The 17384-nt window shown below is 75.1% G+C and carries 20 protein-coding genes; 9 read left to right on the top strand and 11 right to left on the bottom strand.

The annotated features are described in order from the left end of the window. Window positions 1–159: 159 nt before the first annotated feature. The 4 genes from ACTMTB_RS30665 to ACTMTB_RS30650 form a co-directional block, all read right to left on the bottom strand. Window positions 160–414, bottom strand: coding sequence for a hypothetical protein (locus ACTMTB_RS30665; protein ID WP_280840885.1), 255 nt, complete (start codon window positions 412–414; stop codon window positions 160–162). Between the two features lie 42 nt (window positions 415–456). Next, window positions 457–1362, bottom strand: a complete 906-nt coding sequence (locus ACTMTB_RS30660) for a pentapeptide repeat-containing protein (RefSeq protein WP_441149615.1) — start codon at window positions 1360–1362, stop codon at window positions 457–459. A 180-nt stretch (window positions 1363–1542) separates the two neighbouring features. Further along, window positions 1543–1962 (bottom strand): SSI family serine proteinase inhibitor, encoded by a 420-nt coding sequence (locus tag ACTMTB_RS30655; RefSeq protein ID WP_441149614.1) that lies wholly within the window; start codon window positions 1960–1962, stop codon window positions 1543–1545. A 299-nt stretch (window positions 1963–2261) separates the two neighbouring features. Continuing rightward, the gene (locus tag ACTMTB_RS30650; protein ID WP_441149613.1) at window positions 2262–3071 is read right to left on the bottom strand and encodes an SDR family oxidoreductase; all 810 of its coding nucleotides are present in this window, start codon (window positions 3069–3071) and stop codon (window positions 2262–2264) included. A 76-nt stretch (window positions 3072–3147) separates the two neighbouring features. On the opposite strand from ACTMTB_RS30650, the gene ACTMTB_RS30645 reads away from it, so the two are divergent. After that, entirely contained in the window at window positions 3148–4566 is a 1419-nt protein-coding gene (locus tag ACTMTB_RS30645) for an RtcB family protein (RefSeq protein ID WP_441149612.1), read from the top strand. 5 nt (window positions 4567–4571) lie between these two features. On the opposite strand, the gene ACTMTB_RS30640 is transcribed toward ACTMTB_RS30645, so the two are convergent. After that, a complete protein-coding gene (locus tag ACTMTB_RS30640; RefSeq protein WP_441149632.1) occupies window positions 4572–4997 on the bottom strand; it encodes an archease in 426 nt (141 codons plus the stop codon). Between the two features lie 59 nt (window positions 4998–5056). On the opposite strand from ACTMTB_RS30640, the gene ACTMTB_RS30635 reads away from it, so the two are divergent. Further along, window positions 5057–5389: a hypothetical protein gene (locus ACTMTB_RS30635; RefSeq protein WP_441149611.1), complete on the top strand. Its 333-nt coding sequence runs from the start codon at window positions 5057–5059 to the stop codon at window positions 5387–5389. Window positions 5390–5443: 54 nt separating this feature from the next. On the opposite strand, the gene ACTMTB_RS30630 is transcribed toward ACTMTB_RS30635, so the two are convergent. Then, the gene (locus ACTMTB_RS30630; protein ID WP_441149610.1) at window positions 5444–6127 is read right to left on the bottom strand and encodes an esterase/lipase family protein; all 684 of its coding nucleotides are present in this window, start codon (window positions 6125–6127) and stop codon (window positions 5444–5446) included. 209 nt (window positions 6128–6336) lie between these two features. On the opposite strand from ACTMTB_RS30630, the gene ACTMTB_RS30625 reads away from it, so the two are divergent. Next, window positions 6337–6942 (top strand): MBL fold metallo-hydrolase, encoded by a 606-nt coding sequence (locus ACTMTB_RS30625; protein WP_441149609.1) that lies wholly within the window; start codon window positions 6337–6339, stop codon window positions 6940–6942. A 412-nt stretch (window positions 6943–7354) separates the two neighbouring features. On the opposite strand, the gene ACTMTB_RS30620 is transcribed toward ACTMTB_RS30625, so the two are convergent. Both ACTMTB_RS30620 and ACTMTB_RS30615 read right to left on the bottom strand, forming a co-directional pair. Beyond that, on the bottom strand, window positions 7355–8053 hold the full coding sequence (locus ACTMTB_RS30620) for a B3/B4 domain-containing protein (protein WP_441149608.1): 699 nt from the start codon (window positions 8051–8053) through the stop codon (window positions 7355–7357). A gap of 7 nt (window positions 8054–8060) precedes the next feature. After that, window positions 8061–8669: a LysE family translocator gene (locus ACTMTB_RS30615; protein WP_441149607.1), complete on the bottom strand. Its 609-nt coding sequence runs from the start codon at window positions 8667–8669 to the stop codon at window positions 8061–8063. Between the two features lie 29 nt (window positions 8670–8698). Between ACTMTB_RS30615 and pdxR the strand changes: the two genes are divergently transcribed. Then, window positions 8699–10189, top strand: a complete 1491-nt coding sequence (pdxR, locus tag ACTMTB_RS30610) for a MocR-like pyridoxine biosynthesis transcription factor PdxR (RefSeq protein WP_441149606.1) — start codon at window positions 8699–8701, stop codon at window positions 10187–10189. Between the two features lie 2 nt (window positions 10190–10191). On the opposite strand, the gene ACTMTB_RS30605 is transcribed toward pdxR, so the two are convergent. Beyond that, window positions 10192–11232 (bottom strand): helix-turn-helix transcriptional regulator, encoded by a 1041-nt coding sequence (locus ACTMTB_RS30605; RefSeq protein ID WP_441149605.1) that lies wholly within the window; start codon window positions 11230–11232, stop codon window positions 10192–10194. Between the two features lie 44 nt (window positions 11233–11276). Here ACTMTB_RS30605 and ACTMTB_RS30600 point away from each other — a divergent pair, with 44 nt between their 5' ends. Both ACTMTB_RS30600 and ACTMTB_RS30595 read left to right on the top strand, forming a co-directional pair. Continuing rightward, window positions 11277–11753, top strand: coding sequence for a hypothetical protein (locus ACTMTB_RS30600; protein WP_346534039.1), 477 nt, complete (start codon window positions 11277–11279; stop codon window positions 11751–11753). Then, complete coding sequence (locus ACTMTB_RS30595; RefSeq protein ID WP_441149604.1) at window positions 11750–12208, top strand: hypothetical protein; 459 nt, start codon at window positions 11750–11752, stop codon at window positions 12206–12208. The genes ACTMTB_RS30600 and ACTMTB_RS30595 overlap by 4 nt, the downstream gene beginning before the upstream one ends. A gap of 35 nt (window positions 12209–12243) precedes the next feature. Here ACTMTB_RS30595 and ACTMTB_RS30590 read toward each other — a convergent pair whose 3' ends face one another. After that, a complete protein-coding gene (locus tag ACTMTB_RS30590; protein ID WP_441149603.1) occupies window positions 12244–12900 on the bottom strand; it encodes a TetR/AcrR family transcriptional regulator in 657 nt (218 codons plus the stop codon). A 112-nt stretch (window positions 12901–13012) separates the two neighbouring features. Between ACTMTB_RS30590 and ACTMTB_RS30585 the strand changes: the two genes are divergently transcribed. Genes ACTMTB_RS30585 through ACTMTB_RS30575 form a run of 3 tightly spaced genes read left to right on the top strand, consistent with a single transcriptional unit; the run spans window position 13013 to window position 16355 of the window. After that, window positions 13013–14509 carry a flavin-containing monooxygenase gene (locus tag ACTMTB_RS30585; RefSeq protein WP_441149602.1) on the top strand — a complete coding sequence of 499 codons (1497 nt, stop codon included), beginning with the start codon at window positions 13013–13015 and terminating at the stop codon, window positions 14507–14509. A 38-nt stretch (window positions 14510–14547) separates the two neighbouring features. After that, window positions 14548–15450: an SDR family NAD(P)-dependent oxidoreductase gene (locus tag ACTMTB_RS30580; RefSeq protein WP_441149601.1), complete on the top strand. Its 903-nt coding sequence runs from the start codon at window positions 14548–14550 to the stop codon at window positions 15448–15450. Further along, window positions 15447–16355, top strand: coding sequence for an alpha/beta fold hydrolase (locus ACTMTB_RS30575; protein WP_441149600.1), 909 nt, complete (start codon window positions 15447–15449; stop codon window positions 16353–16355). The genes ACTMTB_RS30580 and ACTMTB_RS30575 overlap by 4 nt, the downstream gene beginning before the upstream one ends. A 56-nt stretch (window positions 16356–16411) precedes the next feature. Here ACTMTB_RS30575 and ACTMTB_RS30570 read toward each other — a convergent pair whose 3' ends face one another. Then, window positions 16412–17326 (bottom strand): glycosyltransferase family 2 protein, encoded by a 915-nt coding sequence (locus tag ACTMTB_RS30570; protein WP_441149599.1) that lies wholly within the window; start codon window positions 17324–17326, stop codon window positions 16412–16414. Between the last annotated feature and the right edge of the window lie 58 nt (window positions 17327–17384).

Raw genomic sequence — 17384 nt, 5'->3', positions numbered from 1 at the left:
CGCCGAGCGCGTCGCCGGCGTAGCCGCGTACCGAGCCGTGCGCGGCGGTCGGGTCGGCCAGGAAGAGCTCGATGATCCGCGGGCGTCTCGCGCCGTCCCGCTACGTCGTCGGGCCCGGCCGGACGCCGCCGGCCGGGCCCGACCCGGGTCGGGGCGCCGTCACCGCTCGGTGGGGGGATTGACCGCCTCCTCCTGGGAGGGGTCGGCCGTGCCGGATACCGCGTCCACGTCGTAGCCGGCACGGCTGGTGTCCCGAGCCGAGAGGTGCTCCTCGGCGGGCAGGTCCGCGAAGTCGTCGCCGGTGTCGTCCGTGCTGCGCAGCGAGTCGCCCGGCGGGCGCAGGGACGCCTCGTACGCGGGGGTGCCGTCCGGTTCGTCGGAGTCGGCCCGGTCGGTGCGCTGTTCATCCGTCATACCGACCTACCTGCCCGTCTGGCCGGCCGGCAAACGCGCCGGTCAGCGGCGGGGGTCGCGCTTGCGCCGGGCGGTCGGGCGGCCCGCGGCGCGGGTCCCGCCCGGGCGGGGACGGCCGACCGGGGTGATGCCCAGCCCCGACCAGTGCGGCGGGTGGTGCAGCGCGGGCGGCAGCACGGTGCGCCGGTCGCCGCGGGCCGCGTCGAGCTGCGACTGGTGCAGGAACAGCGCGCCGGACAGGTCCGCGCCGCGCAGGTCGGCGCCGCGCAGGTCCGCGCCCGTGAGGTCGGCCAGCCGCAGCCGCACCCCCCGCAGGTCCGCGCCGATCAGGCACGCGCCGCGCAGGTTCGCTCCCACCAGGTCCGCCCCGCGCAGGTCGACGCCGAGCAGCGCCGCGCCCCGCCGGTCGACGCCGTCGTGGCCGGCCCGGGCCAACTCGCTGGCCCGCACCAGCAGCGGGTTCATCCGCCCCCGGTACGCGTCGACGTCCACGTCGCGCAGCGCGTCGGCGCCGCCGGCGCTGAGGCCGCGGGTCTCGTCCACGGCCGCCCGCAGCTCGTCGCGCAGCGCCCCCGCCGGGGTCAGCGCCAGCGCCTCGGTGAGATACCAGAGCAGCTCGTGCAGCGGGCGCACCACGGCGAAGGTGGCGAACATGGCCGACGCCGTCGCCGGGTGGTCCCGCCAGTCCCGCCCGCCGAAGGTGACCTGGGTGACGTGCTGGCCGGCGCCGAAGCAGTCGAAGACGGTGCAGCCGGGGAAGCCCCGCTCGCGCAGCTGCGGGTGGATGCCGCAGCGCGAGTCGGCGCCCAGGTTCGGGCAGGGCTGCCCGGCGGGCTTGTCCAGCGCGAAGTCCGCGGAGGCGGCGAAGGCCGGCGCGACGCAGCACAACCCGACGCAGCGGGCGCAGTCGGCGCGCAGCTCGGTGCCGCCTCGGGGTGTTTCGGACACGCTGACCGGTCTCCCACTGGTTGGTTCGTCTGCCGCCCGGGTCGCCCGGGCCGGCGTACCCATTGTCCGCCAGCGGGGTGCCCGGGCCGCCCGGGGGAGGGCTCTGATCGGTCTCGGCTTCGTCTCGTGACCGAAAGGCGCGGCGCCCGTTCCCCAGGGACGGGCGCCGCGCCGATCCGGTCAGAAGGCGAACAAGGCGCCGGTGCCGCGCAGCAGCAGGCACCGGTTCTCGTACGACTTCGACCAGGTCACCGGCCGGTCCTGCCAGAACCCCCAGGCGTGGACCGTGACCGGCGCGTAGTCGAAGGTGCAGGGGCCCGGGTCGGCCGACAGGGCGGAGAGGTCGCCGTCGACGCTGGCCAGGGTGCGGCAGGCGGCGACCGCGTCGGGGTGGGTGCCGCCGGTCGGTCCGCAGACCAGCACGGCCGAGCGGTCCTCGGCGGTGCCGGGCCGGTCGATGTCGAGCAGCAGCACCGACGGGGTCTCCGGGCCGGATCGGGGTGCGGCCTGGGCGGCCTGGGGGAGCAGGGCCGCCTGGGCGGTCATTACGGCGACGGCGAGGGCGGCCGCCGTGGCGGCGGCGCGTCGGGCGAAGGGCATCGTGACGTCCTTCCGTTGCGGGACCCCGGGTCGGGGCCGGTGGACGGCCCGTCCGTCGTGTGGCCGGGCCGTCGAGAACCCTAGGTGGACGGTGTGAACGCGAAGCGTCACGATTTGTTACACCGCCTGCGCTCCGGAGGACGTCAGGTGTGACAACCTGGGCCGGCGTGCGCCGGGAGGGCGGTGGTCCGCCGCGACATGGTCTCCGGCCCGACCCATGAGTTGCCGCGGTGTTGCCGACCACCCGCCGGCGCCGGCCGCACGTCGTCGTTCGCCCCGGCCGGGCACCCCCGGACGATTCAGACCGAGCGCCAGTCGTCCGAGCGCAGGTGCGAGCCGGCCTGCGGGCCCATCAGCAGCATGCCGCCGTCCACCGGCCAGGACGCGCCGGTCACGTACGCCGCCGCGGGCGAGGCGAGCAGCGCCACCACCGCGGCGACCTCCCGCGCGTCGCCGGGCCGGCCCACCGGTACGCCCGGACGGTCCTCGGTGAACGGGTCGACGTCCTCCTGGCCGGTCATCGGGGTGGAGATCTCGCCGGGGGCCACCGCGTTGACGGTGATCCCGTCGGCGGCCAGCTCCTGCGCCATGACGCGGGTGAGCAGGCCCAGCCCGCCCTTCGCCGCGCAGTACGCGGCCGACCCGACCCGGGGCGCGTGCTCGTGCACGCTGGTGATGTTGACGATCCGACCGCCCCGCCCGGCGGCGCGCATCCGCCGGGCCGCCCGCTGCGAGCAGAGGAACGGGCCGTCCAGGTCCACCGAGAGCACCTCGCGCCATTGCTCCCAGCCGGTGTCGACGAACGGGGCGGACGCCCCGGTGCCGGCGTTGTTCACCAGCACGCCGATCCCGTCGAGCCGGTCGGCCAGCTCGTCCACGACGGCGGCGGCCTCCGGCAGCCTGGTCAGGTCCAGCTCGGCGACCTCGCAGCGGCGGCCCAGGGCGCCGACCTCTGCGGCGGTGCGCTGCGCGCCCGCGCGGTCCCGGTGCCAGGTGATGCCGATGTCGAAGCCGGCCTCGGCGAGGGCGACGGCGCAGGCCTTGCCGATGCCGGAGTCCGCGCCGGTGACGATGGCGACCTTCGGGTAGTTCTCGTATCGCTGCGGCATGCTCGCGCACTACCCCGCCCGGGTCGGCCCAATCCCGGCAGGTGTGCCGCGCCGCGCGACGGGTAGGCGGCGGGTCATGGACCTGGTCGAGGAGTCGCCGTACCGGTTCCGCATCGACCGGCACGACCCGATGCGGGTACCGGGAGTGGTGTTCGCGTCCCGGCCTCTGCTCCCGGACGCCGGGGCGGACAAGTCGCTGGAGCAGGTGGCGAACGTGGCCACCCTGCCCGGCATCGTCGGCGCCTCCTACGCCATGCCGGACGTGCACTGGGGCTACGGCTTCCCGATCGGCGGGGTCGCCGCCACCGCCGTCGAGGACGGGGGAGTGGTCTCGCCCGGCGGGGTCGGCTTCGACATCTCCTGCGGGGTGCGGCTGCTCACCGCCGACCTGGACCGGGCCGCGCTGCGCCCGCGGCTGGACGCCGTGATGGACGGCCTGAGCGAGTCCACCCCGCGCGGCATGGGCAAGGGCGCCGTGTGGCACCTGACCGACCGGGCCGAGCTCGACGCCGTGCTCCGCGGCGGCTCCCGGTACGCCGTCGAGCGCGGCTTCGGCGTCCAGCGGGACCTGGACCGCTGCGAGGACTACGGCGCGGTGGGCGACGCGAACCCGGCCCAGGTGAGCGAGCGGGCGGTGGAGCGCGGCGCCCGCCAGGTGGGCAGCCTCGGCTCCGGCAACCACTTCCTCGAGGTGCAGGCGGTGGAGGAGGTCTACGACGAGGCCGTGGCGGGGGCCTTCGGGCTGCGCGCCGGCCAGATCTGCGTCATGATCCACTCCGGCTCGCGCGGACTGGGCCACCAGATCTGCACGGACTACGTCCGGGAGATGGAGAAGGTGATGCCCGGGCACGGCATCCACGTGCCCGACCGGCAGCTGGCCTGCGCGCCGGTCTCGTCCCACGAGGGCCGGGCCTACCTGGGGGCGATGGCCGCCGCGGCCAACTACGCCCGGGCCAACCGGCAGCTGCTCGCCCACGCCGCCCGGCAGGTCTTCGCCCGGGTCACCGGCTGCGACCTCGACCTGGTGTACGACATCTCGCACAACCTCGCCAAGATCGAGACGCACGGGGTGGACGGGACGCCCCGGCCGCTCTGCGTGCACCGCAAGGGCGCCACCCGGGCTCTCCCGCCGGGACACCCCGAGCTGCCCGACGACCTGCGCCCGGCCGGGCAGCCGGTCCTCATCCCCGGCTCGATGGGCACCGGCTCGTACGTGCTCACCGGCGTGGCCGGCTCGCCGGCTTGGGCGTCCACCTGCCACGGCGCTGGCCGGGTGCAGAGCCGCAAGCAGGCCACCAAGGCGGTCCGCGGGCACGACCCGCGCCGGGAGCTGGAGGCGCAGGACATCGCGGTGCGGGGCGCCAGCCGGCGCGGGCTGGCCGAGGAGATGCCGGCCGCATACAAGGACGTCACCGCCGTGGTGGCGGCGGCCGAGGGGGCCGGCCTGTGCCGGAAGGTGGCCCGGCTGGTGCCGCTCGGCGTGGTGAAGGGCTGAGCCGGTCAGACGTCCACGGTCACCGCGCAGCGCCAGCCGGAGTCGGTGCCGGCGAACCGCAGCTCGTGCAGCGAGACCGCCTTCGGCACCGCGCCGACCAGCTCCACCGCGTCGGTGCCGACGGTGTGCCAGCACACCCGCAGGCCGTCGGGGCTCGGCTGTGCCTCGGTGACCAGCGGCACCGTGCCCTCGGTCTCCAACCGGAAGATCACCTCGTCGAGGATCCCCACCAGCAGGTCCTCGTCCCGGTCGGCCGGCAGCTCGACCGTCGTCTCGCCGTCCGGGTGGGCGCCGGTGGTGTCGACGAAGGTCTGCACCAGCGCGGCGACCGCCTCGGCCAGGCAGCCCTCCCGGTCCGGCGCCCACGCCTCGATCCGCACGTCGGCGGTGTGCGGGACGGCGCGGTGTCCTCGGTCCATGCCCCCGATCATGCCCCCGCCACGGCTGTCCGGCGGCCGGAACTGTCGCACCGGGACGCTAGGTTGCTCCCATGATCGCCGATGACGCGGACGCCCTGGCCGTCACGTTCCACCGCATGATGCGGACCGTTCTCGCCGCCGAACGGCCCGGTGCCGACACCCTCGGCCGCACCGTCGAGCTGGCCCGCGACTGGGGCACCGGCCCGGCCGCCGACGCCCGGCTGGCCGACGCGCTGCGCCGGCTGCACGGCGAGCCCGACGAAGCTCCGGCGACGCCGGAGTCCGCCCGGGGCGCGGCGATCGGCAAGTTCGCCGCCAACGCCCGGCGGCTGCGCGAGGGGGAGATCACCCCGGCGGAGTTCCACGAGATCATGGACGACGACGGGGGCACGACCCGAGGCTGACCCCCCCGGGGGGGCCTGCGGCGTGGGTCCGCGCTACCGCCGGCCCCACCGCCGTCACGGGTTGACGAAGTCGCGCACCTGGCCGTAGATGGTGGCGTTGCTCTGCAGGCTGTTGTGTGCCACGCAGCCCGCCAGCGTGTTGCTCGCCCCGGCAAGCACCGTGCTGTCCACGGGGTTGATCACGCCGTCGCAGTTCGACCGCCAGGTGCCGTACGTCGGGACGCCGGGGGTCTCGTCGACCGAGTTGAGGTTGGCCAGGAAGGTCGAGCCGACCCGCATCTCGGTGCAGGCGGTGCTGTAGCAGGCGTTGGCGGAGCTGGTGCCGTGGTTGGGGCCGCCGAGGGAGACCCAGCGGTCCACCTTGCCCCCGCCGCCCAGGTTCTTCAGGTAGTAGCGGGAGGAGAGTCCGCCCATCGAGTGGGTGACGATGTCCACCGTCGTCGCGCCGGTGCTGGCGAGCAGCTTGTCGACCTCCTGGCCGACCTGCTGCGCGGTGGTGGCGTTGGACTGGCTGGTGTTGTAGGAGAAGGCGCGCAGCCGGCTCGACGGCCAGCCGTCGGCCTGGAACCGGCTGATCATCGTGTTCCAGGTGCTGGCACTGCTGTTCCAGCCGTGCACGAACAGGATCGGGTTGCTCGACGGGGTGTACGCGGCGGCCTGTGCGGGGGTGGGTGCGACGGCGACGGCGGCGACCGCCACGGCCACCGCGAACAGCCACCTGCTGATGTACGTCCTCATGGTCGTCTGTCTTTCTCGGATGCCCGCGCGGGAAGGGGGGTGTGCGCGGACCGACGCCCAACTGGTGGTCGGACGTCGGTCGACGGGGGTCTCGGTACTCCGATGTGACAGATGTTACTGACGGGTTGCCTTTTGATGTCAATACATCAATCTGTGCTGCTCGGGGCACGGACAGCGACGTCGAGCAGGGCTGCGGTAGCGTCCGTCCGATGCGGATCACCAAGTACACCCACGCCTGCGTACGCCTGGAACGCGACGGTCGCGTGCTCGTCGTCGACCCGGGCACCTGGAGCGAGCCGGCCGCTCTCGTGGGCGCGGACGCCGTCCTGGTCACCCACGAACACGCCGACCACATCGACGTGCTGCGGCTGGCCGGCCTCGGCGTACCGGTCTTCGCACCCGAGGGCGCCGAGCTTCCCGCCCTGCCCACGCTGCCGGTCCAGCGGGTACGGGCCGGACAGCGGTTCACCGCCGCCGGCTTCGCGGTCGCCGCGGTGGGTGGCCGGCACGCCAGCATCCACGACGGCCAGCCCGACTGCGCCAACCTCGGGTACGTCGTGGACGACGAGGTCTACCACCCGGGTGACTCCCTGCACCTGCCCGGGCAGCCGGTGCGGACGCTGCTGGTGCCGGCCCAGGCCTCCTGGCTGAAGCTGACCGAGGCGATCGGGTTCGCCCGTGCGGTCGCCGCGGCGCGCACCCACCCGATCCACGACGCGCAGCTCAACGAGCGGGGCCTGGCCAGCGTGAACGGCTGGTTCGCCGAGACGCTCGGCGACGGTTACCGCTACCTCGCGCCCGGCGAGACGGCCTGACCCGAGCGTGGCCGGCCGTGGCGTCCTCGCGGCGTCGCCGCCGGCTCCCGGCGTCGGTGCGCCCCGACCGCGCTGCCGGGTCCCCATCCGGCCCTGCCCGAGTTGCGGTGTGTCGCGGTGTCGCTGTCCCGGCTCTACGCGGATTGCGGCGTGTCGCGGTGTCGCGGGGGCCGGATACCGCGACACGCCGCAAGGGCGCACGGGGCGGTGCCGGCCACGGCGGACGGCGGCACGGGCACGTGCCGGGTCGCGGCCTGGCCGTGGCGACCCTGTTCGCGGCGCCGTGGCCGGCTCCGTCGTCGGATGACGCGCCGTCCTGGTCCGGGCCGAGGCCCGCTCCCCGCGGCGCTCCGCTGCCGGATGTCGCCGCGGGGCGGCGGACGCCGGTCCCCGCCGGGAACGCCGGGGGACCTCAGCCGGGTACGTCGACGGTCGGTGCGGCGGCCGTCAGCACCGCGCCCCGCGTGTCGACCTGCCAGCCGGCGGCCAGCTCCGCGGTCAGCGTGTCCAGCAGCGCCGGCACGTCCCGGCCGGCCGAATCGTGCAGCGCCTCGGCCACGATGAGCACGGTCCCGGTCGTGTCGCGCACCGCCGACCAGCCGCTCTGCCGGTGGGTCCACCGCCGGGAGTGCGCCCGTCCCGCCCCGTCGGCGAAGACCACCTCCCCGGGCTCCGGACGCTCGACGTCCCCGCTGAGGGTCACGTACTCCTCCTCGCCGGTGGCGGGCCGGACGGCCAGGTCGCCGTCGACCCGCGTCACGTCCAGCGCCGCGACGGGGATCGCGTACGCGAGCGACACCGCGTTGCAGAGGTCGACCAGCGGGTGGAGCCGGGGCAGCTCGCCGTCCCGGCGGAACCGGCGCAGCAGCGACTCGGCGGCGCACCGGTAGCGGGTCGGCGGCAGTCCCATCGCGGCGAAGGCGCGCCGCCAGGCCCGGATCTCGGGGAATCCGCTCTCGGCGCCGGCGGCCAACCGCTGCCGCGCCAGGCCGGCGAAGTGCGCGACCCGCCCGTCCACCGCGACGTCCGGGGTGACGCCGTCGGCGGTCAGTACGCCGGCGACCAGCGTCGGATGCGCCGACCGGACGCCAGGGGCGTGGTGGAAACGCATGGAACTCCTATCTCTCGGCGAGCAGCAGGGAGACGCCGAGCGCGACGAACGACCCGGCGAAGGCGCGGCGCAGCCAGTCGGTCAGCCGGGGCCGGGCCAGCACCCGGTCGCGGACCGTGCCGGCGAAGCCGCCGTAGGCGGCGAACACCCCGAAGGTGACCAGCATGAACACCGCCCCGTGGGTCAGCATCCGGCCGGTCGCGCCGGGCCCACCGGCCGGCACGAACTGCGGCAGGAACGCCACGAAGAAGAGGGTCGGCTTGGGATTGAGCAGGTTGACCAGTACCGCCGACAGGATCACCCGGTGCGCCGGGCGGGCGGCGGCGTCGCCGGCCGCGAAGCCGGAGCGGTCCCGCCAGGTCGACCATGCCAGGTACAGCAGGTAGCCGACGCCGAGGTACTGGACCAGGCGGAACGCCGGGGCGCTGGCGTGCAGCAGCGCGGCGAGCCCGGTGCACGCGGCGGCCAGGTGCGGCACCACGGCCACCGTGCAGCCGAACGCGGCGATCACCCCGGCGCGGCGTCCCCGGGACAGCCCGGCGGAGAGGGTGTAGACGACCCCGGTGCCCGGGGTGGCGACCACGACCAGCGTGGCCAGGAGGAACGCGATACTCACGGGTTCCACCCTGCGGCCACAATGGTCCGGTGGACAGGGCCAAAGCCAGCGCATCCGACGAGTCCATAACCGCCGGATCGGACTTCCTCCAGCTCGACGTCGGCGCCGCCCCACCCGGTGGCCGGGCCGACTGGCTGGCCGGGCGGCTGCGCGCCGCCATCGCCGACGGCCGCCTCCCACTGGGCGGGCGACTGCCGGCCAGCCGGGTGCTCGCCGACGAGCTCGGCGTGTCCCGGGGCGTGGTCACCGAGGCGTACCAGCGGCTGGCCGAGGAGGGGAAGGTCGCCGGGCGGGGGCGGGCCGGCACGGTCGTGGTCGCCGCCCCGGCCACCCCGTCGGCGGCACCGGCCAGGGCGGCAGTGCCACCGCCCGAGGCGCTGTTCGGGCCGGCCCCCGGCACCGAGATCTTCGAGGCGCTGCGGGCCGCCCCCGCGCGGATCGACCTGACGCCCGGCGTACCCGATCTGGCGGCCTTCCCGCGCGCGGCCTGGCTGCGCGCCGAACGGGCGGTGCTGCGCCGCCTCGACGCCGCCGCCCTCGGGTACGGCGACCCGCGCGGCGCTCCCGCGCTGCGGCTCGCGGTGGCGCAGCGGCTGGCCCGGACCCGGGGCATCCGCGCCGAACCCGAGGAGGTGGTCGTGGTGGCCGGGGTGTCCCAGGCCCTCGGCCTGCTCGCCCAGGTCCTGCACGCCGACGGCGTGCACACCGTCGCGGTCGAGGACCCGGGCTCGCTCGGTGTCCGCCAGCACCTGCGCAACTGGCGGCTGGACACCCCGCCGGTCGCGGTCGACGCGCACGGGCTACGGGTCGGGGAACTGGCCGCCGCCGGTCATCCCGCCGTCCTGCTCACCCCGGCCCACCAGTTCCCGACGGGCGTGGTGCTGCACGGCGACCGCCGGCGCCAGCTCCTCGACTGGGCGCGGCGCGGCGGGTTGGTCCTGGAGGACGACTACGACGCCGAGCACCGGTACGACCGCCCGCCCGTGCCCGCCCTGCGCGGCGCGCTGCCCGAGCGCGTCTGCTACACCGGCAGCGTCTCCAAGCTGCTCGCCCCCGCCCTGCGGGTGGGCTGGGTGCTGGTGCCCCCGCGCCACCTCGACGCCCTGGTGGCGGCGAAGCGGATGGCGGACCTCGGCAACGCCGTCCTGCCGCAACTGGTGCTGGCCGAGCTGATGACCTCCGGCGACCTGGACCGGCACCTGCGGCTGCTGCGCCGCCGGCACGTGCGCCGCCGGGACGCGATGATCCGGGCGATCGGGGCGTACCTGCCCGGGGCCACGGTGCACGGGGCGGCGGCCGGGCTGCACCTGACCGTCACCTTCGCCGGCGACCTGCCCGACGCCGACCTCGCCGCCGCCACGCTGCGCCAGGGGGTGAAGACCCAGCCGCTGTCCTGGCACGCGCAGCGCCCGTACCCGCCCGGACTGGTCCTCGGCTACGCGGCGAACACCGCGAGCGAGATCGACGAGGGCGTCGCCACGATCGGCGCGGTGCTGCGCGGCCGTCAGGGTCCCGCGTGACGTCAGGGACGTGGTCGCTGGCCCGGCGTCGAGGCCGCCACTTCCGGGAAGCAGGGCCCCGATGACGGGGCGGTCGCGGTCCGGTAGAGGGCGGCGAGCCCGGCCGCCGTCTCCGCCAGCAGGTCGCGCAGCTCGGTCGGGGCGAGAACCTCCACCTGGGCGCCGAGCCGCAGCAGGTCGCCGTGGGCGTGGGTCAGCGACTCGATCGGCACCACGGTGGTGACCCATCCATCGGCGTCGGGGGCGCCCGCGCCCGCCTCGGCCGTCGCGACCACCACCGCACTGCCGATGTCCCGGAGTCGTTCCCGGCCGGCGGGGGAGAGCCGGATCACCGCCTCGTCCCGGTGCAGGCGGGCACGGAAATCCATGACGTGGGCCCGCCACCAGGCCGGCAGGTCGAAGCCGGCCGGCCGCTCGAAGGTCTCCGGCAGGGCGGTCAGGTCGAGGATCTGGTTGACCCGGTAGCTGGCTGGACCATTTCCCCCGTCGGCGACCACGTACCATCGACCGCCCTTGAGCACCAGCCCGTACGGCGCCAGCACCGTCGTCCGCTCACCGCGCCAGCTGCGGTAGTGCACGCGCAGCCGGTGCTGCCGCCACACCGCGTCCGCCGTGGACGCCAGGTACGGCGAGGCGTCGCCGTCGGAGTACCAGCCCGGGGTGTCCAGGTGGAATCGCTGGCGGAGCGCCTCGGCCCGGTCCCGCAGCGCCGCCGGCAGCGCGGCGTCCAGCTTCAGTTGCAGCGCGGCGACCACGGCGCCGTAGCCGAGTTCGGCGGCCGGACCGGGCAGCCCGGCGAGGAAGAGCCGCTCGGCCTCCTCGGTGGTCAGCCCGGTCAGCCGGGTGCGGTAGCCGTCGAGCAGTTGGTAACCGCCGGCGTGCCCGGCCTCGCCGTAGAGCGGAATGCCGGCGGCGTGCAGCGACTCGACGTCCCGGTAGATGGTGCGGGTGGAGACCTCCAACCGTTCGGCGAGCGCCGCGGCGGTCATCCGGCCGTGCGTCTGGAGCAGGAGCAGGACCGAGAGCAGGCGACTGGCGCGCATTCCGCTGACACTAGTTGTCAGCAGATCGGGTCTACCGTCCCGGCATGGCTTTCCGAGACAAGGAGCTGCGGACGCCGGGACCGGTCACGGTCGCCGGGCGGCAGCTCAAGCGCTACCACATCGACCAGCCGGAGCCGCGCCTCACGCCGGAGGTGGAGCGCGCCGCGTACGCCTTCCTGCCCCGCCTGCTGCCTCCGCCCGACGGCGGCACCCCGCCGGCCGGTTGGGTGGTGCTGCACCGGGGCGCGGACACCGGCGCCTACCTGCTGGCGTACACCTGGTTCTGGGACAACGTGGTGGAGTGCCGGATCGCGGTGGCCGGGCAGCCGGCGCTGCGCTGCCCGGACGACGACCCGGCGCATTTCGTGCCGCTGGACCGGCCCGGGGTCGGCTGCGTCTGGGAACTCGGCGTGCTCGAGCACGAGCGGGCCGCCTGGGTCCGCCACGTGCTGGCCCCGGACCTGCCGGACCTGGCCGGGTACCTGGCCGACAGTCGGGCGGAAGGACCGGTGGGCCGGTGAGCGGGGACTTCGACTTCCTGGCCGGCCGGTGGGACGTCGCCAACCGTCGCCTCACCCGGCGGCACGTCGGCAGCGACGACTGGGACGAGTTCCCCGCCACCATGGTCGCCCACCGGTTCTTCGCCGGCGCGGGCAGCTTCGACGAGATGACCTGCCCGACCAGGGGCTTCTCCGGTGCCACCGTGCGGATCTTCGACCCGGTCTCCGCGCAGTGGTCGATCTACTGGATGCACAGCCAGCGCGGCCAGCTGGAACTGCCCCCGGTCGTTGGCGGGTTCACCGATCAGGTGGGCACCTTCTACGCCGACGACAGCGACGAGGGTCGCCCGATCCGGTGCCGGTTCGTCTGGTCCGGGATCACCGCCACCTCCTGCCGGTGGGAACAGGCATTCTCCATCGACGACGGGACGACCTGGGAGACCAACTGGATCATGGACTTCACCCGGGCCGGCTGAGGGGTCGGGGGCGTGGCGGCAGGGCCGCCACGCCGTCAGCCCGGATCGGTGGTGCGGTAGATGCCGGTCAGCCAGACGTCGAGCAGCACGTCCACCACGTCCCGCTCGGCCACCGCCGGCCCGTCGCCGGCGAAGGTCGCGTACCAGACCCGCTCGTTCATCGAGTTCAGCGCGATCGCCAGGTCCCGCGCGGGCAGGCCGGGTGGGGCGGCGCCCCGGCGGCGTTCCGCCTCGATGGCGGCCTCCACCGCCTGCACCCACCGCTCCAGCACCCGGGCCCAGAGGCGACGCACCTCGGCGTTGGTGCCGCGCACCTCGGCGCAGGCCAGCACCACGGCCCGGTGGCCGCCGAAGGTGGCGTGGAATCGGCTGATCAGTTCCCGCCACCGGGCCCGGGGGTTCTCGGCGAGGTGGACCAGCACGTCACCGGCGGCGGTGTCGGCCTCCTCGGTGACCCGGTCCAGCAGGGTCAGCAGCACCGCGTCCTTGGAGGGGAAGTAGAAGTAGAAGGTCGGCCGGGAGATGCCCGCGCCCCGGGCCAGGTCGTCGATGGAGATCTCGCCGAACGCGCGCTGCTCCAGCAGCCGCTCGGCGGTGGCCAGGATGGCCAGCTCGCGGTCGTCGCCCGCGGACCGTCCGGCCCGTCGTCCGCGCCCGGCTGCGGCGCCGGTGGAGGTACGGACGGTCGTCATGAACGCCGATGTTACACGCGCTCGACAGGGTGTCGGTTGCTCTCGACAGAGTGTTGACGGGCGTCGACGGTGGTGGATAGGGTCCGTCCACCGCCTCAGCCAGGGAGTTGCCATGGCCTCCGACCACGTCGACGTGCTCATCGTCGGAGCCGGCCTGTCCGGCGTCGGCGCGGCCTGCCATCTGCGGCGCAACTGTCCGGACAAGACGTACGCGGTGCTCGAGGCCCGCGACGCGATCGGCGGCACCTGGGATCTGTTCCGCTACCCGGGCATCCGCTCCGATTCGGACATGTTCACCCTCGGCTACGCCTTCAAGCCGTGGACCGACCCGAAGGCCATCGCCGACGGCGACGCGATCCGCAGCTACGTGCGCGAGACCGCCCGCGAGTACGGCGTCGAGGAGCACGTCCGCTTCCGCCACCGGGTCCTGCGCGCCGAGTGGGACAGCGCGAGCGCCCGGTGGACCGTCCACGCGCACCGCGACGACACCGGCGAGGACGTCGTCCTCACCTGCGCGTTCCTCTTCGCCTGCTCCGGCTACTACCGCTACGACGCCGGCTACACGCCCGAGTTCCCCGGGGCCGAGCGGTTCAGTGGGGAGCTGGTGCACCCGCAGCACTGGCCGGAGGACCTCGACTACACCGGCAAGCGGGTGGTGGTGATCGGCAGTGGCGCCACGGCGGTCACCCTGGTCCCCGCGATGGCCGAACGCGCCGGCCACGTCACCATGCTCCAGCGCTCACCCACGTACGTCATGTCGCTGCCCTCCCGGGACGTGGTCGCCGACGCGCTGCGGCGCTGGCTGCCGGCGAAGGCCGCGTACCCGGTGGTGCGCTGGAAGAACGTGCTGCTCGGCACGGCCAACTTCCAGCTCAGCCGGCGCGCGCCGAAACTGGTCAGGTCGTTGCTGCGCCGGGCCGCCAAGGGCCGGCTGCCGGTCGGCTACGACGTGGACCGGCACTTCTCGCCCCGCTACAACCCCTGGGACCAGCGGCTCTGCATCGTCCCGGACGGCGACCTGTTCCAGGCGGTGCGGGCGGGCCGGGCATCGGTGGTCACCGACACCGTCGACACGTTCACCGAGCGCGGCGTCCGGCTCGGCTCCGGCGAGGAGCTGCCGGCCGACGTCATCGTCACCGCCACCGGGCTCAACCTGCTCGCCCTGGGCGGGATGACCCTCGCCGTGGACGGCGTCGACGTCGACCTGGGGCAGACCGTGGCGTACAAGGGGATGATGATCTCCGGCGTGCCCAACTTCGCGTTCACGATCGGCTACACCAACGCCTCCTGGACCCTGAAGGCCGACCTGGTCGCCACCTACGTCTGCCGGCTGCTGCGCCACCTCGACGCCACCGGGCAGCAGGTCGTCACCCCGGTCCCGCCGGACTCCGGCGAGCTGGAGCCGATCATCGACCTGAAGTCCGGCTACGTGCTGCGCAGCGTCGACTCGCTGCCCAAGCAGGGTCCCCGCGCCCCCTGGCGGCTCTACCAGAACTACGCCCGCGACGTGCTGCTGATGAAGCGCGGCCGGCTCGTCGATGAGGGGATCCGGTTCTCCCGGGCCGCGCCGGCCGCCGCCGGCGCCCGTACCGCCGACGCGGTCGCCTGACCCGGGCTCCGCCACCCGCACCGCAGAAGGAGAACGCCGTGCGAAGGTTCGTCTTCCCCGCCGGAACCGCCGTGATCACCGGCGCCGCCAGCGGGATCGGTGAGGCGCTCGCCCACGGGCTGGCCCGGCGCGGCACCGACCTGGTGCTGCTCGACCGGGACGCCGACCGGCTCGACACCGTGGCGGCGGCGATCCACGCCGCGCACCCCGACCGGCAGGTCGACACGCACCTGGTCGACCTGGCCGACCCGGCCGCCACCGACCGGGTCGCCGAGGAGATCCGGGCCCGGCACCCCCGGATCCGGCTGCTGGTCAACAACGCCGGGGTCGCCCTCGGCGGGCGGTTCGACCAGGTCACCCTCGACGAGTTCAACTGGGTGGTCGACATCAACTTCCGGGCGGTGGTGCGGCTGACCCACGCCCTGCTGCCGGCGCTGAAGGCCGAGCCCGGCGCCCACCTGGTCAACGTCTCCAGCCTCTTCGGACTGATCGCCCCCGCCGGCCAGGCCGCCTACTCGGCCAGCAAGTTCGCCGTGCGCGGCTTCACCGAGGCGCTGCGCCACGAGCTGGCCGACGACGGCATCGGGGTGACCTCGGTGCACCCCGGCGGCATCGCCACCCGGATCGCCCGCAACGCCCGGATCGGCAGCGGCGTGGCGCCCGAGGAGTACGAGGCCGGGCTGCGGCAGTTCGAGAAACTGCTCTCCATCCCGCCCGCGAAGGCCGCCGAGGTGATCCTGCGCGGCGTCGAGCGGCGGCGCGGCCGGGTGCTGATCGGCTGGTCGGCGAAGCTGCCCGACCTGCTGGCCCGGGTCGCCCCCGCGTCGTACCACCGGGTGCTGGTGGCCGGGCTCAACCGGGGCGCCGCCGACCCGGCGCGCCAGGCCGGCCGAACGCCCACGGCGACCGCGCCGGAGCTGTCCACGGGGGAGCGGGCATGACCGCCACGACCGACCCGCGCCCCCGGCACGTCACGGTGAACGGGCGCCGGGTGCGCCACCGGGTCGACGGCGACGGGCCGCCGGTGGTGCTGCTGCACGGCATCGGGCGCACCCTGCGCGACTTCACCGAGCAGCACGAGCTGCTCGCCCGCGGCTTCCGGGTGCACAGCGTCGACCTGCCCGGGTACGGCGGCTCGCTGCCGATGGCCGAGCCGTGCACCCTGCCGGCGCTGGGCCGCTTCGTCGGGCACTACCTCGACGCGGTCGGCGTAGACGAGCCCGCGCATCTGGTCGGCAACTCGCTCGGCGGGGCCGTCGCGATGCGCTTCGCCGTGACCGAGCCGGCCCGGGTGGCCAGCCTCGCGCTGGTCAACAGCGCCGGGTTCGGCCAGGAGGTCGCCGTCGTCCTGCGGGTGCTCGCGCTGCGCCCGTTCGGCCGGTTGCTGCTGCACCCCAACCGGTCCATGGCCCGCCGCGTCGAGCGTTCCCTCTTTCACGACCCGTCGTTCGCCACCGAGGAGCGGATCGCCTACGCGCTGGAGGTGGCCCGCCAGCCGTACGCCGCCCGGGTGATGCTGGAGACGTGTCGCAGCCTGGGCACCTTCCGGGGCGTCCGCCCGCAGTGGCGCGAGGAGCTGCTGACCGAGGTCTCCCGGCTCGACGTGCCGACCCTGATCGTCTGGGGCGACCGGGACCTGATCCTCCCCGCCGGGCACCTTGATGCCGCGCGGGCCCGGCTGCCCCGGGCCCGGACCCACCTGTTCGCCGAGTGCGGGCACATGCCGCAGATCGAACGGGCCGAGGAGTTCCACCGACTGCTGGTCGACTTCTGGGCCGCGGCCGAGGCGGGCGACCTCGCCGACGAGGCCGCCGCGCAGCGGCCGGCGGTGACCGAGGCCGGCTGACCGAGGCCGGCTGACCGAGGCCGGCTGACCGTGTCCGGCGCCGGCCGGAGCGGAGGCTATCCGAGCTCCGTGCCGGCCGGCGCCGGCACCGTGCGCGCCACCGGTGCGCCCTGGGCGGGCACCCGCGGCGGGGCGGCGCCTTCCAGCACCGCCAGGTCCGCCTCGACGGCGGCCGGCAACCGCCGGCGCTCCCGCAGCACCCAGCCGAGCTGTCGCGCCGCGTCGAGCAGGCCGACCCGGCGCTCCGGGTGCCGCCAGGTCTGGCGGACCACCCCGGCGACCACCCGCGCCGGCCGGCGCAGCGCCGCGGTCAGCACCCGGTTGCGCGCCTCCTGCCGGTGCCGGGCCAGCAGGTCCCGACCGGCCGGCAGCGGCAGGTGGTGCACGACCAGCTCGTCCACGTACGCCAGGTGCCAGCCGGCGGCGGCCAGGTCCATCGCCAGCAGCGCCTCCTCGCCGTACGTCCCCAGCCGGTCGGCGAACCCGCCGACCTGGGCGAACGCGGCGCGGCGCAGCACCACCGCGCAGGCCAGGAAGCCCAGCACCGCCGGACCCGGCGCGCCCGCCGGGGTGCCCAGCGGCGCCCGCGCCATCCCGGCGGAGACCGGGTCGAGCCGACACTGGGCGCCGACCCGCACCTGGGCGGTCAGCAGCCCGGTACGCGGGTGCGCCCGCAGGAGCTCCGCCGCCCGGTCCAGCGCCCCCGGCGCCCAGTAGGAGTCGTCGTCGGCGAAGGCCACGAACGGGGTACGGGCCAGCGCCACCCCGGCGTTGCGGGCGGCGCCGGCGCCCAGGTTGGTGCCGAGCGGCACCACCCGTACCTCGGGGAAGGCCGCCGCGACCGCCTCCGGGGTGCCGTCGTCGGAGTTGTTGTCCACCACGATCACCGGCCCGGAGTGCCGGCGCAGCACGTCGAGCAGCTGCTCGCGCCGGTTCCGGGTGGCCACCACCACCGTCACGTCCACCGTCATGGCGGCCCTGGTACCCCGATCCGGGTGACTCACGCAATCGTGGGTGCAATTCCCACCA

The sequence above is a fragment of the Micromonospora sp. L32 genome (assembly GCF_052068055.1).
Taxonomy (GTDB): domain Bacteria; phylum Actinomycetota; class Actinomycetes; order Mycobacteriales; family Micromonosporaceae; genus Micromonospora; species Micromonospora purpureochromogenes.
This window is presented reverse-complemented; position numbering and strand designations above follow the sequence as displayed.